General features: G+C 61.1%; 14 protein-coding genes. 4 read left to right on the top strand and 10 right to left on the bottom strand.

The window, feature by feature from the left end; translation table 11 throughout:
• Nucleotides 1-15 precede the first annotated feature (15 nt).
• From ACOSV0_RS07395 to ACOSV0_RS07355, 9 genes are all read right to left on the bottom strand, one after another.
• Nucleotides 16-1011, bottom strand: coding sequence for a type II secretion system F family protein (locus ACOSV0_RS07395; RefSeq protein ID WP_434109648.1), 996 nt, complete (start codon nucleotides 1009-1011; stop codon nucleotides 16-18).
• A 2-nt stretch (nucleotides 1012-1013) separates the two neighbouring features.
• A complete protein-coding gene (locus ACOSV0_RS07390) occupies nucleotides 1014-2021 on the bottom strand; it encodes a type II secretion system F family protein (RefSeq protein ID WP_434109647.1) in 1008 nt (335 codons plus the stop codon).
• Nucleotides 2014-3360 (bottom strand): CpaF family protein, encoded by a 1347-nt coding sequence (locus ACOSV0_RS07385; protein ID WP_434109646.1) that lies wholly within the window; start codon nucleotides 3358-3360, stop codon nucleotides 2014-2016. The genes ACOSV0_RS07390 and ACOSV0_RS07385 overlap by 8 nt, the downstream gene beginning before the upstream one ends.
• A 3-nt stretch (nucleotides 3361-3363) precedes the next feature.
• Complete coding sequence (locus ACOSV0_RS07380; RefSeq protein ID WP_434109645.1) at nucleotides 3364-4605, bottom strand: fimbrial protein; 1242 nt, start codon at nucleotides 4603-4605, stop codon at nucleotides 3364-3366.
• A gap of 135 nt (nucleotides 4606-4740) precedes the next feature.
• Complete coding sequence (locus tag ACOSV0_RS07375; RefSeq protein ID WP_434109644.1) at nucleotides 4741-6204, bottom strand: type II and III secretion system protein family protein; 1464 nt, start codon at nucleotides 6202-6204, stop codon at nucleotides 4741-4743.
• Nucleotides 6205-6243: 39 nt separating this feature from the next.
• Entirely contained in the window at nucleotides 6244-7173 is a 930-nt protein-coding gene (cpaB, locus tag ACOSV0_RS07370; RefSeq protein ID WP_434109643.1) for a Flp pilus assembly protein CpaB, read from the bottom strand.
• Between the two features lie 90 nt (nucleotides 7174-7263).
• The gene (locus tag ACOSV0_RS07365) at nucleotides 7264-7761 is read right to left on the bottom strand and encodes a TadE/TadG family type IV pilus assembly protein (protein ID WP_434109642.1); all 498 of its coding nucleotides are present in this window, start codon (nucleotides 7759-7761) and stop codon (nucleotides 7264-7266) included.
• On the bottom strand, nucleotides 7758-8258 hold the full coding sequence (locus ACOSV0_RS07360) for an A24 family peptidase (RefSeq protein ID WP_434109641.1): 501 nt from the start codon (nucleotides 8256-8258) through the stop codon (nucleotides 7758-7760). Before ACOSV0_RS07360 ends, ACOSV0_RS07365 begins: the two co-directional genes overlap by 4 nt.
• 149 nt (nucleotides 8259-8407) lie before the next feature.
• Nucleotides 8408-8581: a Flp family type IVb pilin gene (locus tag ACOSV0_RS07355; protein WP_434109640.1), complete on the bottom strand. Its 174-nt coding sequence runs from the start codon at nucleotides 8579-8581 to the stop codon at nucleotides 8408-8410.
• Nucleotides 8582-9239: 658 nt separating this feature from the next.
• On the opposite strand from ACOSV0_RS07355, the gene ACOSV0_RS07350 reads away from it, so the two are divergent.
• The 4 genes from ACOSV0_RS07350 (at nucleotide 9240) to ACOSV0_RS07335 (ending at nucleotide 15191) form a co-directional block, all read left to right on the top strand.
• A complete protein-coding gene (locus ACOSV0_RS07350; RefSeq protein ID WP_434109639.1) occupies nucleotides 9240-10853 on the top strand; it encodes a collagen-like triple helix repeat-containing protein in 1614 nt (537 codons plus the stop codon).
• Nucleotides 10854-11029: 176 nt separating this feature from the next.
• Nucleotides 11030-12505: a collagen-like triple helix repeat-containing protein gene (locus tag ACOSV0_RS07345; RefSeq protein ID WP_434109638.1), complete on the top strand. Its 1476-nt coding sequence runs from the start codon at nucleotides 11030-11032 to the stop codon at nucleotides 12503-12505.
• Nucleotides 12506-12753: 248 nt separating this feature from the next.
• Nucleotides 12754-14454: a ShlB/FhaC/HecB family hemolysin secretion/activation protein gene (locus ACOSV0_RS07340; protein ID WP_434109637.1), complete on the top strand. Its 1701-nt coding sequence runs from the start codon at nucleotides 12754-12756 to the stop codon at nucleotides 14452-14454.
• Nucleotides 14455-14705: 251 nt separating this feature from the next.
• Nucleotides 14706-15191 carry a DUF2147 domain-containing protein gene (locus ACOSV0_RS07335; protein ID WP_434109636.1) on the top strand — a complete coding sequence of 162 codons (486 nt, stop codon included), beginning with the start codon at nucleotides 14706-14708 and terminating at the stop codon, nucleotides 15189-15191.
• Between the two features lie 152 nt (nucleotides 15192-15343).
• Here ACOSV0_RS07335 and ACOSV0_RS07330 read toward each other — a convergent pair whose 3' ends face one another.
• Complete coding sequence (locus ACOSV0_RS07330; protein ID WP_434109635.1) at nucleotides 15344-15793, bottom strand: transposase; 450 nt, start codon at nucleotides 15791-15793, stop codon at nucleotides 15344-15346.
• Between the last annotated feature and the right edge of the window lie 29 nt (nucleotides 15794-15822).

The raw sequence follows: 15822 nt of genomic DNA, 5'->3' as shown, positions 1-15822 counted from the left end.
GTCATCATCGTGTCCCTAACGATTCATCGCTTTCAGCGCATGTGATACCGACAAAACGCCAGGCCCCGCTGTTACGATCATCAACGCGGGGAGCAAGGTCAAGATCATCACGCCCGTCATCTTCACCGCCATTCGGCCAATACGTTCGCGCAACATCGCGCGACGCGTTTCGCGTAGTCGGTCGCCAAACTGCTTAAGCGGTTCTTGCACTGCCCCGCCATGCCGATCGACCTGAATCAGCAAACGCACCACCGCTCGTAAGTCTTCATTTTCGTAACTTGAAGCAAGCCGCTGCAACGACTGCTCCCGGGTGCGGCCGGCGGCGAATTGCCGCTGAGCAATCTCCAGCTCGCTCGAAAGTACAGGCAGTATTCCGCGGAAATCATTGACCATCACCTGGAGACTCTGATCCAGTGACAAACCAACACCCTGGAGCAAGCGCAAGAGATCGACCAACATCGGTAGTTCATCGACCACGCCGCGGCGCCGTGCCGCCGCGCGTCGGCTCAGTACGAGCTTCGGGATCATGACACCGCACGCTATCGCGACAACCACCAACATCATGTAACGCGGCCCGTCAACACGGCCGCTGGCAATCGCGCCGACGAGCAGCGGCAGCACGGTAGCACCCGCAATCCGGGAGATCAGGAAAAGCCCGCGAGTACGCGCATCGACAAAACCGCATTGTTCCAGCAGGCGGCGGTCCTCCTCCGCTACGATATGTCGGCCAACTGGCGTATCGAGCCAGCGAACACCGGCATGCGCTAAACGCTCGAACCTCCCCCTCATGCCGCTAGCAGGCACGCTGACGCTTTGCTTGACCTGCGTACCATCAGTGACGCGTGCTGCTGCCGCGGCGGCGTTTTGCATCGCGCGCTTGTCGAGCGCTTGCATGAGCGTACGGTCGCTCCGTCGCCAGGCTGCGATCCGTGTGATCAGAAGCCCGGCGAGCAGAAGCGAAGCCAGTGCTGCGAGACCGAGCGCAAGTGCAATAAGGAAGTTCGGTTGCATTGTCATGATTTCAGCCGAGCCAACCGGTACAACAAATATGCGCCAAGCATTTGCAGGCCGAACGCGACGTACAGTATTTGCCGCCCGCTCGGATCGAACCACATCGATCCGAAATAGCTTGGATTTGTCAGGATCAGGAACCCGCCGATTCCGACCGGCAACATACCGAGCACCCAGGACGATAAGCGTGTTTCCGACGACATTGCGACGAGCTCACGTTCGGCCTGTTCCAGATCACGCATGAACGACGACATTCGATCGAGCATCACGTCGGCCCGGCCGCCGTACTTGACCGACAGGCGTAGCACCGCCCCCACCAGTTCCAGTTCGCGAGCGCCATACAGCAACGCAACGTGAGAGAGCGCACGATCGATTTCGACACCGGATCGCAGCATCCGCGAGACATAATCCAGGCATTCACGCAGCGGCGCTTCCGTGGTTTGCAGTGCCGCCTGGAAAGCCGCCGGCACGCTGTTGCCCAGCGTAATCAGACGAACAATGCCGTCAAGAAACGACGGCAATTGCCGAACGATTGCCTGGCGCCGCTTGTGCGCCCGCATCGAGAGCACGAAATAGAGAAACACAAGGCATGCGAGTAGCGTCACAACCGCCGCCAATGCGCCGCCCTCATTCGCCGCCACGAGGCACAGCGCCAACACAACGCCCACGACGATCAGTGCGGGCGCGCGGGCTTTTCCCAACCCCGCGCGATTCATCAGGGTTACGAATGAATAGCCGATCCGTGCCTTGAGATAGCGCCAGTATTCACTCCAGTCTGCGCCGGCTGCGGGAGCCTGTGGTGCAAATGAAACCGTGGGAGTTGTCCGGCGCGCAGTCGCGGTACGAGATGTCGGTCCAGACTCTGCAGGCTGGGCAACAGCCATCCGGCTGTCGATGAAGCGCTCAGTACTCGCCTGGTCCTCGCGTCGCATGCCGCGCTGCAATATCAGCAACGCGCCCGCTGCGCACAGCAGCGCAAGCGCGGCAAAGACCATGACCGCGCTAGACATTGAAGCCCCCGCCGAAGCCCCCTCCGCCGATACCACCGGCGTTAGACGAACCGCCGAGCGCCTGCCGGAAGCGCGCGAGCTTGGGCGAATGCGGATGAATTCCGAGCGACACCCATTGATCCAGTTCGTCCCCGTCCTGCGTCATCACAGGGTCATAACGATAGAGTTCCTGAGTCGCGATAATGTTGTCGGAAAGCCCTGTCACTTCGGTGATAGACAAAATCCGCCGGCGGCCATTCGACAACCGACCGATTTGCACAATGAAATCGATCGCATTGGCAATCTGGCGACGCAGGCTCGACTCGGTGCCCTGAAAACCCGCGAACCCCGCGAGCATTTCCAGCCGGTAGAGGCATTCACGCGGCGAACTTGCGTGCACCGTACCCATCGAGCCGTCATGGCCGGTGTTCATCGCCTGCAGCATTTCCAGCACTTCCCCACCGCGCACTTCGCCGACGATGATCCGGTCCGGACGCATCCGCAAGGTATTGCGCAGCAGGTCGCGAATCGTGACGACACCCGCGCCGTCGAATCCTCCTGGACGACTTTCGAGCCGCACCACATGCGGATGGTTTAGCGACAGTTCCGCCGTGTCCTCGATCGTGACTACGCGTTCCACTTCAGGGATGTGAAACGCCAATGCGTTGAGCAGCGACGTTTTCCCCGAACTCGTCCCGCCGGACACGAGCACGTTGCAGCGCGCGGCGACCGCCGCTTCGAGCAATGCGCCAATTTCCGGGCTGTAGGTGCCATTGCCGAGCAGATCGTCGGGGCGCAGCGGGTCTTTACGAAACTTGCGGATCGATACGATTGGCCCGTCGATCGACAACGGTTCGATCACAACGTTGACACGGCCGCCATTCGGCAAGCGCGCGTCGACCATAGGGTTCGATTCATCGAGACGGCGGCCGATCGGGGCGAGAATGCGCCGCACGATGCGCAGCAAATGTGCGTTGTCCGCAAATCGCACTTGAATTCTGGTCAGAATGCCATGGCGCGACACGTACACGTCGTTATAGCCGTTGATCAGAATGTCCTCAACGGCTGTATCGTTCAGCAAATCCTCAATGGGACCAAAGCCCGCCAGTTCCTTGGTAAGCGCCTCCGCGATCGAACGGACCTCAGCCTCGTTGATTGGGATTCTGCGCAGCCGGACAAAGCTGTCCATTTCCAGATCGACGAACTGGTTGATCGCATTACGCGACCAGCGGCCAAACTCAGAACCCAGTTCCTCAATGCGAGTGAGCAGATGTTCGTGCGCCGCGTTCTTGATGTCTTGAAACTGCTGGCTTTGCGCGAACGATGGCATGTCGTCGGCGAATTCGATCTCTTTTACCATCGTCTATGACCGCTTGGTGGAGGTTGGAATAAAGCGCTTGAGCGCGCCAAGCGCAGACTTGCCTGGCAACTGCGCCGCTGAACGAGCCACGCCGCCAAGGCGTTCGATGAGCGGCTCAAGCGCACGCACATATGGATCGCGCGCCGCCGTTTCGACCAACAGGTGCCCTTGATTGGCAGTCTGACCGAGCGCCACGCGCCGTTCAGGCAAAGTAGCCAATAATGGAATTTCCAAGCGCTGGCCAATCTGGACGGCGCTCAGGCCAAGATCCGGATCGAACTTATTGACAATCAGCCACACATTTCCCAAATCGATGCCTTCCTCGCGCAATGAGTCGAGGACACCGACCGCCGATACGATCGACGCTACCCCCTGGTCGCACACCAACCAGGTCTCGTCTGCAGACTGAACGACATGCGCGATAAACTCGCTGCTGGAGAAACCGCCGAGATCGACGATCTGCTGGTCGAAGAAAGCACGTAAGCGATTCAGCAGGCTGATCGACGACGAGTACGACACTTCACGCATCTCAGCGAGGTTAGGTGGCAGCGTGGTAAACGCGAGGCCGCTCGCATGATGTGAAAGCGCCGTGTGTACGAATGTCTGATCGAAGCGGCGTAAATTACGAACCGCTTCGACGAAGTGAAATTCGCTTCGCGTGTTCAGCAATAACGAACCGTCTCCGGCAGGCAAGCCAAGATCGAGTAACGCCGCCTGCCGACCCTGTTCGACGTCGCGCCGCTGCAACATGACCGCAAGATTCGCGGCGAGCGTGCTGACGCCCATGCCGATGCGTGCGCCTACCAACGCCGTCACATGGCCATGCCGGCTGACTGGCTCAACCAGATTGTCGATAACCTGATGCGTAATGCGTAGCGCATCGGCTGCGGGAGCAGACAGATCGATAAAGTCGCGCACCCCGGCACGCAACGCGGCGATCGCACTCTCCGGCTCGGCAAGCGAGCCTATCGCAACGACTTGCAATCCCGGATAAGCCGCGCGCACCGTGCTCGCAGCAGCACTCGCAGCGGCCGCTCGGCCGTCCGAAAAGTCGATGAATACCAGTGACGGATTGAGCACCGCAATGCGTTGCGTAAGCGTCGCCGGATCAAGCGTCACGGCTTCGACCCGCCCAGTTGTGATCAGCGTTTCGACAAGCCAACGTACGTGCTCGTCGGCCAGTGACGCGAACACGAAGGAATCGGTGACGGCCCTTTCAGTCAATGAATGCGTTCTCGCGTTCATGTTGAACATCCTGTTGCAGCATTGGCTGAAGTGCCGCTGCCGTGTACCACTCGCCGTAACGCGCGACCTGCACAGAAGTGCAAAACGCCTCGTCGCAGTGCCGGAGCGCACCGCCTGCTAAATGACCGCACCTGCTCACTTCGAGAACCCCGGCACATCATCCGGGGATGCGAACCCACCGATCAACGCGCGCCACACCGGACCGTTACGCTGTTCAGCCTGCTCGCCCGGCGTGGACGGCAGCGTTGCCCCCTTCGCAAGCGGAGACACCAGATGGGGCGTCACGATAATCACCAGTTCTTTATCGTTCTGCTGATAGTTCAACTGCTTGAAGAATGCGCCAATGATCGGCAGGTCGCCTAACAACGGCACCTTTGCAACGTTCGAGATCGTTTCTCGATCAATCAGGCCGCCAATCACGAAGCTCTCGCCATCGCCAAGTTCGACCGTCGTGTCGGCACGCCGGGTGGTGATCGCAGGAACCGACACCCCGCTAATCGTCACGGCATTCGTAAAATCAAGCTGGCTCGCCTCGGGCGCCACCTTCAGCGCGATTCGCTGTGGGCTGAGCACAGTCGGCGTGAGCGTCAGACCTACGCCATATGGTTTGTATTCAATCGACGTGGTACCCAGCCCTTGGGGAATCGGCACCGGGATCTCTCCACCGGCGAGAAAACTTGCACTTTGCCCAGACAACGCAACGAGTGTCGGCTCTGCAAGGACCCGTGCGAGGTTATTGGACTCCAGCAAACTCAGATCTGAAAAAATCCCATGCGACGCCGAATTGAAGACCAGATTGAAAGCAGAGGACAGTGGCGTCGCCAGCGCCGGACCGATCGTCGTACTCACATTCGGGGCGATCTGCGTGGGCGGTAACGTCGTCGCGGTACTCGCCGTCGGGCCAAATGTGCCGAACGAAAATCCGTTGTTCTGCCGGAAAAAGTTAAAGCCCACCTGCTTGAGCACCGAGCGGCTAAACTCCACGACCCGCACGTCGACCTGCACCACGGAGCGCGTAGCGACCGTTGATGTGTCGTATGTCGCAATATCTGCACTGCTGTCGCCACCGACCGCCCCCGCATCGCCGCCCTTACCGCTCGCGCCGAGACCGGTCGGACCACTACTGTTGCCCCCGCGAGACGCACGCTGACGCGCTTCGATTTCCGCAGCCGCTACTGCTCGCTGGTGCATTTCCATGGTCGGCGTCGCGCCGGAAATTAACGCGGTGTCGCCAAGCACTTTCACCGCTGGCGTGTCAGGTCCGAGCAGAGTCCGCGACGCGGCAGTAGTCACGCTAACCGTATAGGAAATCGGCACATCCTTACCCTGCTCCCACAGCATGACGTTGGTGGTGCCGGGTGATTTCCCGATCAGCAGTACACCTCCCGTTTTGTCACCTCTGACGATCAGCACGTCCGCAACCGTCGGATCGCCGATCGCGACACGTCGCAAGGTGTGGCCGCTCGCGAGCGATTGCTGCGAGCCGACAATGATGTCGACATTACGTGCGTTGGTGGCAGCATCGCTCACCGACGACACAGCGAGCGATGCTGCGCACAACATCGCCATAGTCCCGTATGCAAAAAAGCGTTTTTTCATTTTTTTGGGCGCGTGTGGCCGCCTGCTCCCTGAAAACTGCTATCGAGCGACCATTTCGGCACGCCCACCCCGTATGACTTCAATCGTGCCACTCGTATTCCCTGCAACCCTCGCCATGGGAGCGGCAATCCGTGGCGCCGCTTGTGTTCGTCCAGCCGTGTTTCCTGCCGCGCCCGACAACGCATCAAGCGAAACGCCAGCGGCCGCACGAGTCGAATCTTTGAGAGGTTCGCCGCCAGCTTGCGTCGATATCTTCAACACTGCCGGTAGCGTCGCAAATGCGCTTGCATCGACGACTTCAGCGTCGTTCGGATTGCGCAACGCGAATACAAGACGACCAGAAGTTTCAGCGAGCGTCAATCGGTCGACCTCGGCGACGGGAACTGCAAGCACCGCGGTGCGAACCATACCGTTCGGATCGCCCGAATTGTCATTTCCGGCCGTGGCATTACCGAAAGCCAGCACGCGCAACTTCGAAATCAGTAAGCGCGCCTGTGACCGATCGATCTCAGCATTGCCGCCGATGTTTCCGTCACGCTTGAGCGTGAAGAAAACATCAACGAAATTGCCAGGCCGCAGCCGGTTGCCAACCGCATTGGATTCGTCGACGCGTACGGCAATCGCACGTTCACCCGGCGCAATCCGCTCGGCGATGCCGGACGACAGTTGAGCTTCCAATACCGGCGCCTGTGCACCGATATCCGCGTTCGGAATACGACCCGCAAGCTGCGCCGGATCGGTGAAAGCGCCATTCGGATTAATCGGCAACGACTGAACACGCAATCCGTCGGCCGTGATTGGCTGGCCGGCTGGCAGTAGGCGCGTTGCCACAACCACAGGAAAACTGGCCTGTGCAACCGACGCCGCAGGCATGGTTACTGGCCGGCGCGAAAGCGTTACCGCGAAAATACCGAGCAGCAATGCCAATGCAATCAGCGCGCCAGCAGCGATCTTGGTTAGTTTAGGCATGCTGGCTCGCCGAAAGAATCGATTGCGCAGGCCAGCTTGAGTGCTCGGGAGAGCAAAGCAGTGTGGCGCAACGAGGAGCAGGTGCGTAAGTCAAAGTATGTTCACCGGATTGAGTTGCACTGTGGCTGTACTGCTCAGGTTCTTTGGTAGCAAAAGACCGAGACCCGGCAAAGTCGGTATCAGCGGACTGGCGGCATAGTTATAAGTCAACGTTACGGCGATACAGGTCATGCTGGAATCGTAACTACAGTTAGTCGGCGCGGTTTGGCAATCGGCGCTCCGAATCATCTGTGCAACCATATGGGTTGCCGTATTGCAAGCAGCGGTGGCACGCAAGGTAACCGCGCCAGGCACACTGCTCGCCAACTGATAGTTCAACGCTGCGCGCGCGCCTTCCGCGGTGGCGAGCGTCAGACTCTGTTGCGCAACGAAAATCATGCTGAACGTTACGATCACGTAAAAAATCGAAAAAAAGATCGGGAACACCAGCGCGAATTCGATAGCGGTCGCACCGCGTTGCGCATCCCTTCGATAACTGCAAGGCCGCACCCGCTTGCGAGGATTACGTCGTGTCGCATACACGTTCATCGCGCGCTCCCGGCAACAAGCTGGGTCGTCAGCCATACAATCGTCGGCACGGTGAGACATGCAACAAACGGCGTGGCGCGCCTGCCCGCCAACTCGAATGTCGGCGCCCGACGCTGCAGCAACGATGCGAAACGGGTACGGGTCGCAATCAGCAACCAGACTGCGTGGACGCCTGCCACGAGACTCGCGACCGCCCACAAACCGAACAATGCGTGCACACCGCACCAGGCACCAAGCACCGCAAACACTTTGACGTCGGCAGCTCCCATCACGCCGATCGCGAAGAACGGCAGTAATGCGATCAGACCAACCGTGGCGCCGACTACAGCATAAGTGATGGAAATGCCGAATGGATTCTGGCGCAGGAATGCACAAGCCAATGCCGTCACCAAACCGGTAACGATTATTGAATTCGAAATGCGTCGGCTGCGGCAGTCGCACACGGCGACCCACGCTGCCCACGCCAAGAATGGGATAAGGGTGACGGACGAGTTCATGTCGGCCTCGACAGGCGAAACAAAACACATACGGACCGGTACGACAGTCCGTATGCCTCCTATCGGAAAAGCCCCTGAATAATTACCAAGTCAGCCGACGCGCACGCCGGCTTTTCTCGAGAAGCGATTACAGAGGCCGCGGCAGTCTATTAACCCACCGCTGGCAGCAAGTTGGTGATGGCGACGAACGCCGCCTTCAGCTGCAGCCCCAGACCCGACACCGTCGACCCAATGACGACGACAATAAGGCCCGCAATCAGCCCGTATTCCAGTGCGGTTACCGCACGGTTATCTCTCAGGAAGCGTTGTGTGAACTTTTTCATTTTTACCCTCGGACTTTCATTTATTTCGTTTGTTTACGTGCTGCCTCGGATGGCGGAGTCTTCAGCGCTGCGGACCATTGGTCTCTCATTCCTGGTCCTGCGTGTTGCGCTGCGGAAGCACCGCCTTGCAGCCGGCTTCAATAAAACAGATGTGTATGAGCTTTCTGTTCGATAACCCACCTCCCTCGACAATCTACGATGCTTTGGGGTTTTATAGCTGAACAATCATATTTAAGCAATTGTCCGCTGCCCTGAGCCGTTGGCCATATGCGTTTTAGCGTCGTACTCAGGTTAACGGCAGTTCGTGCGTTGCAGCACATAGGAATAACCATGAGTTAGATTCGCTGCACTAATTATTTGTTTGAACAGAACGTTTCAAGCGTCCGGAGCCCTCCCGTTGCACTTGCGTTACGCCGTGTTTCGTAACGGCGCGCGCGGCTCGTTACGTTACGCAACCCTCGCAAACGTTTAGAAAATTCATTTTCTCCCCGTATATCCGGGTTAGCAGACACTCCATCAATTCCTCGCAAAGCCATATCACATATGGCTTCACGCCCCGTTCATAAAAAATATTCTGCATTACTCAGTCGAAATGGCACGGCTCATGCAGAGATAGGCACGCAGCAACACCCAATAACACATGCGATGCGAGGGCGACATGGACATTCAAACGGCCAACACCACAGTACGAACAACCCTGATTGCTGCCAGCGTGGCGGCGATGCTTTCTCTTGGCGCTTGCGGCGGCTCCGGAAGCCTGAGTTCCGGCACCGGCAGCAGCGGTAGCGGCTCCGCCGGCGGCACACTTTCCACCACTGGCAGCGGTAGCGGTTCGATGGGTTCGGGCGGCTCCGGCACCAGCACCAGCAGCGATTCGGGAAGCGGCTCCGGCACGGGCACGGGCACGGGCACAGGTACCGGAACGGGAACCGGGATCGGCACGACCGCCGTCGCGAATGCGCTCGGCACAGTCGTCGGCAACACCGGCGGCGTGGTCGGCGATCTCGGCACGACGGTCTCGAGTATCGGCAGCGTGATCAGTTCGCAAACGCTGCCGGTCGTCAGCTCGCAAACCACCCAGGCTGCAGGCGGCATCGTTCAACAAGTCGGCTCGGCGGTCACCACGCTCGGCAGCGGTGTGTCGCAAGGGCTCGGCCAACTCGGCACAGGTGGCAACGCAATCGGCACAACGGTTTCGAGCCTCGGCGGCGTTGTCGGTCATGTCGGCGGCGCAGTGACGGATGCAGGCAACCTCGTGACGAGCCTCGGCACCGGCCCGCTCGCGCCGTTGGCCGCCATCACCACACCGCTCGGCGGTGTCGTCGGTACGCTCGGCAACGCGGTGACCAACGGCGGCACCACGCTCACGAACGTCCTCTCAACGGGTCCGGTCCAGCAAGTCACGCAAACGCTCAGCACCGCGATCACGCCGATTACGTCGATGGTCGCAGCGACCACGCAGACGGTCGGCAACACCACCGGCCTCGGCGCACCGCTGAACAACCTGCTCACGACCGTCGGCGGCGGCCTCGGTAAGGCCGGCACGCTGATCAGCGCAACCGGCGGCAATCCGATCACGGCCGCTCTTGGCAATACGGTCAAGGATACGGGCACCACGGTTGCATCGGTAGGCGGCCTGCTCACCGGCAGCACCAGCAGCAATCCGCTTGCTCCGATCACCAGCCTGCTCGGCGGCCTGACCGGTGGCACGGGTAGCAGCACCAGCCCGCTTGCTCCGCTCACCAGCGTACTCGGTGGCCTGACCGGCGGTACCGGCACCAGCACCAGCCCGCTCGCTCCGCTCACCAACGTGCTCGGTGGCTTGACCGGCGGCACGGGCACCAGCACCAGCCCGCTCGCTCCGCTCACCAACGTACTCGGTGGCTTGACCGGCGGCACGGGCACTAGCACCAGCCCGCTTGCTCCGCTCACCAACGTGCTCGGCAGCGTAACGGGTAGCGTCGGCAGCACCTCGAGCGGCAGCCCGTTGGCGCCTGTCACCGGCCTGCTCTCCAGCGTGACGAGCGGCCTGAGCAGCGCAAGCGGCGGCACCAGCAGCCCGCTCGCTCCGGTTACCGGCTTGTTGTCGAGCGTCACCGGCGCACTCGGCAGCGCCACAACCACGACGACGACAACGACGACCACCGCTTCGACCAGCACGAGCGCTGCCCCGTCGCTGTCCGCCACCAGCGGCAAGGGAACGGGCGGCAACCTGCTCGCCCCGGTGACGTCGCTCGTCGGCGGCCTGCTCGGCGGTTTGACGAAGAAGTAAGGAATGCAGTTGAAGTTATCGAAAGAAGTGCAGTAGCCGGAACCCGGAGCGCGGCCCGCCAACCGCGCCCCGGCTCTGCCGGAACCTGACTGAACTGGGCCGCGCCGCTCGGACACCCGTTGCACCGGCGCACGGAAACAACGCACACGACACCTAGAAGACACTGAGGAGCACACATGTCCACACAACGTTTTTTTACTCTCCATGCGGCGTGCGCGACCGTGTCGTCGTTGCGCGCTCCGCTGATCGCCGTAGCGGTCGCCGGTTTACTCGCGGCGTGTGGCGGCAATGGCATCACCGCGCCGAGCGCGTCAACCGGCAGCGGTAGCGCCGGCGGCGGCACGACCAGCGGCGGGCCACCCACGACCACGACGTCGGGCACCTCCGGCGTTGTCACCGCGGCCGCGAAGACCACCAGCGATCTCGGCAACACGATCGCCTCGCAGACGATCCCAGGTCTCAGCCCGCAAGTCACGCAAGGTCTCGGCAACGCGGTATCGAGCACGAGCAGCACGCTGAACTCGCTTGCCAACGCAGTGAGCGGCGGCGTCGGGCAAATCGGCACGACGTCCAATCCCGTCGGCACCACGGTCGCCGGACTCGGCTCGGTGGTCAGCTCGACGAGCGGTGTCGTGCAAGGTCTGAGCACTGCGGTCGGCGGCCTCGGCGCCGGCAATCTCGCGCCGCTGTCACCGCTCACCACGCCGCTTGCAACCGTTCTCTCGACGACTGCCGGCGCACTGAACGCCGGCGGCGTAACGCTCGGCAATTCGCTGGCCTCCGCGCCGGTGCAGCAGATCACCCAGCCGATCAGCACCGCGATCACACCGATCGTGCAAACGGCCGGACTCGTGACGCAAACGGTCGGCACGCAAACCGGCCTCGGCGCGCCGGTGGGCGGCCTGCTCGCGCAAATCGGCGGCACCTTGAGCTCGACCAGCGCGAAAGTCGGCGCGGCAACGGATAACCCGCTCGGCGCCGATCTCGGCACGCTGGTCGGCTCGCTCGGCAACACGGTGACGAACGCCGGCGGTCTCGTCAATCCGAACGGCCCGAATGGCGCGAATCCGATTCCCGGCCTGATTACGAGTCTCGTCGGCAGCACGAACGTGGCCGTCGTCAACGGGCCGCCGGCCAACAGCAGCCCGTTCGGCCCGCTGCAAAACACGCTTGCGAGTCTCGGGCTCGGCAGCAATCCGCTCGGCTCACTGTCGACGCTGCTCGGCGGCACGCCACTATCCGGCTTGACCTCGGCGCTGAGCGGTACGCCCTTGAGCTCGCTGACGTCGGGAGGCTCGCCGCTGAGTTCGCTGACCTCGGTGCTGGGCGGCTCACCGTTGAGCTCGTTGACCTCGGTGCTGAGCGGCACACCCTTGAGTTCGCTGACCTCGACGTTAGGCGGCACGGGTAGCAGCACATCGAATCCGCTGTCGACGCTGACCGGCGTGCTCGCTGTCGTCACCACCAGCGCATCGGGCAGCAGTAGCAGCGGACCGCTCGCGCCCGTCACCGCCCTCGTTGGACAGTTGACCGGCACGCTCACCTCGGTGGCCGGTTCGACCACCAGCTCAAGCAGCTCAGGCAGCTCGAGCAGTGCGACCGGCGGCTTGACGACGCTGCTCGGCGGCCTGTTGCCGGTAAGCCATAAGTAGTCCGCATAACCTGGCCGTCTGATGCGATGCGCATAAGACGCCTCATCAGACGGCCGGTTACGCAGCGTGCATAAGCAGTCCGCTTCACCACGTGCTCCGCGTTTTTGCAATCGATGTTCAAGCCCAACGGAGCACGTGACGTAATACATACAAGCATGGCAGTATGCGTCGAGCCACACATAAGCGATCGCGACCAGCCCGGCCAGGCGGCGCGTCCGCAAGACAAAACGGCATACGAGGAAAATCCGATGAAACTCGGGTACGGTAGTAAATGGACCCTACTGCTCGCGGCAATTACCGCAAGCGCAATGCAGGTAGAAGCACAAGCGCAGTCACGGCCAGCGGTTGGTGGCAACCCGATGGATTCGCTGCCGCAGATCAAGGCGCCCGACAAAGGCCCGAACGTGACCCTGCAGGTCACGCCGCAAGCTCCGCAACTTCAGGAACTGCTTGCCCGCCACCTGACGCCTTCAAAGATTCAGGTCGAGGGCGTGAAGTCCATTCCATTCGACGAAGTCGCGCAGCGCTTCACGCCGCTCGTCGGCAAAGACACCACCATCGGCGATCTGATTCAGGTCGCCAACGGCGTAACGAAACTGTACCAGGACCGCGGCTTTGCGCTCTCGTTCGCATTCATTCCCGCGCAGACATTCGAGGGCGGCGTAGTGCGCGTGACCGTGGTGGAAGGTTATGTGTCCGCGGTCAAGGTGACCGGCAAGCCGGGCGTGCTCGAAGACAAGATCCGCGCGATCGCCGATCACATCGTCGCCGACAAGCCGTTGCGGCGCGCCACCTTTGAACGCTACATCAACTTGCTCGGCATGTTGCCCGGCGTGAAGGTCGCAGCGAACGCGGCGCCGCCGCAAAACACCGATGGCGCCACCACACTCGAGTTGAACGTGGAGCGCAAACCGTTCGACGTCAGCACGGGTATCGACTTCAATCACCCGGGCGTGCAGGGCCTGTTGACTGCAACCGAGAACGGACTGACCGCGCTCGGCGAACAACTGAGCGTGTCGGCCTTGCTGCCGAAGGGACGCGACAACATCACCTATCTCGCCGCGCACGCGGCGGTACCGATCGGCAGCGATGGACTGACCGGCAAGCTCGACGCGTCGCACTATCGCGGCAATCCGACCGACAATCCCGGCCTGCCCTCTTACATCGCGCGCACGGTCATCAACGACAAGGTCAGCGACTCGCTGACCTATCCGATCCTGTTGAGCAACACACGGAGCCTGATCGGCACGGCAACGGTCTATGCCTCGCACGACGAAGACCGCTACAACAATCAGCAGACCGGCGCGCAGATCGGCTTGCGCTCGCAGGTGCGGGTGATGCAACTGCAGGCCGATTACGCCAGCGCGGAAACAGGTCAGGTGCGCCGCGCCAGTATCACGGTTGCCAAGGCATTCGATATCCTGGGCGCGTCGAAAGCCGGCGACTCGAATGTTCCCGGCATGCCGGTCACGAATCCGGCGTCGATCAATTTCGTGCGGACGGGTGCAAGCTTTTCGCAAACCAACGAGTGGCCGCTGAAAATCGGCACCTCGGTTTCGTTGACCGGCCAGTACAGCGCCGTCTCGCTGCCGACCTCGGAACAGATCTCGTTCGGCGCGCAACGTTTTGCGCAGGGCTATCAGCCAGGCGAGGCGTCGGGCGATTCGGGCTGGGGAGCGATCTTCGAAATCAACCGGGGATTCACGCCGGGCTTCACCTATCTGCGCACCTTCACGCCGTATATCTCGTTCGACATGGCGCGCGTGTTTCTGCATGCGGGGACGCCGTCGCCGTCGAGGCTGTCGTCGATTGCCTTCGGCTTCCGGATTTCGGACGCGAAGTATTACAGCCTGGATTTGTCGGTCGCCAAAGCAATCGGCGACGCGCCGGTGGAAAGCCCGTCGCGCAGCCCGCGCATCAACGCAACATTCTCGTATCAGCTGAACTGATTTTCGGAAGTGCCGCGTCCTGATTAGAGGGTCCACTATCAAACGACGCGCGCACTTTCACGTATTCTGCGCTGAGGATGTGCGGCGCGCGGCACTCAGGCCGCGAATCGCAGACCGATGTAGCCGAAGTTGAACCTGAGGGGCAATACAAGGCATACGAGGCGTCACGGCGGCTGGCAGTAAAGGCCGCCCGAGATGCCAATAACGCCGCGCGACCATGATCGCGCCGTCTTTAATCAAGGAGGAAGACAATGATGCAATTCGCACAACGCGCGCGCGCAATCGCGCTTCGCACCGCCAAACATGCCGCCCTCGCCGGCGTACTGCTCGCCAGCGCCGTCACGGCAATGGCTCAGACCGATTCCCCGGTCGGCACGTGGCAAACCATCGACGATCACACCGGCCAGCCCAAAGCGCTCGTGCAGATTACGCAGGACGGCAGCGGCTCGCTGAGCGGCAAGGTGATCAAGGGGCTCAGTGCGAACGATCAGCCGGATCGACGCTGCACCGAATGTACGGACGCGCGCAAGGACCAGCTGATTCTTGGCATGACGATTATCAACGACATGAAAAAGGATGGCGACGCCTGGGATCACGGGCAGATTCTCGACCCGGAAAACGGCAAGGTCTACAAGTGCAAGATGCACCTGGAAGACGGCGGGAACAAGCTGATCGTGCGTGGCTACATCGGCGTTTCGCTGCTGGGCCGCTCGCAGACCTGGATTCGTCAGCAATAATAGTAGGCGGACCGTTCAGGCGCCGATACCTGACGCTCGAACGGGACGTTCCAGCAAGGGCGCTACTGCTGCCGGGATGGAACAAGAAGAAACGGCCGGACGATCGCAATCGTCCGGCCGTTTTTTTGTTTGAGTCTGGCTGGTTGGAGTCGTCATGCAGCGTGCTTGAAGGGCGACGCATACGCGAACGGCGAAGACGGTAACGGCTTGACCGGTGTCGGGCTGTACGCCGTGGGCGCAGTGGCCGGAACCTTTTCTGCGTCAACACTCTTCTGTTCCGCGCTCACATGCGTGCGCATGCGCGCTTCCATGAGAATGCAGAGCTCTTCGCTCGCCGCGCCGAATAGCTGTTCCATGACGCGCTTGAGCACGCCGGATTCATACCACGCCTTGAAACGGCGATGGCAGGTTTGATACGACGGGTATTTGCGCGGCATGGCGGACCAGGTCGCGCCACTGTACATCACCCACAATACGCCGTTGAGCACCGAGCGCGTGTTGGCAAGCGGCCGGCCACGCAGTTCGGAGCGCGGACGCAGTTCGGGGAGCAACGGTGCAACGCGTTGCCATTCTTCATCATTGATATCACGGTACGGATTCATGGCTTCTCCTTTGTCAGAACCAGACAAAG

It is taken from the genome of Paraburkholderia caffeinilytica (assembly GCF_051027425.1).
Taxonomy (GTDB): Bacteria; Pseudomonadota; Gammaproteobacteria; order Burkholderiales; family Burkholderiaceae; genus Paraburkholderia; species Paraburkholderia caffeinilytica_A.
Note: the sequence above shows the minus strand (reverse complement) of the source record. Positions and strands in the feature narration are given on the sequence as shown.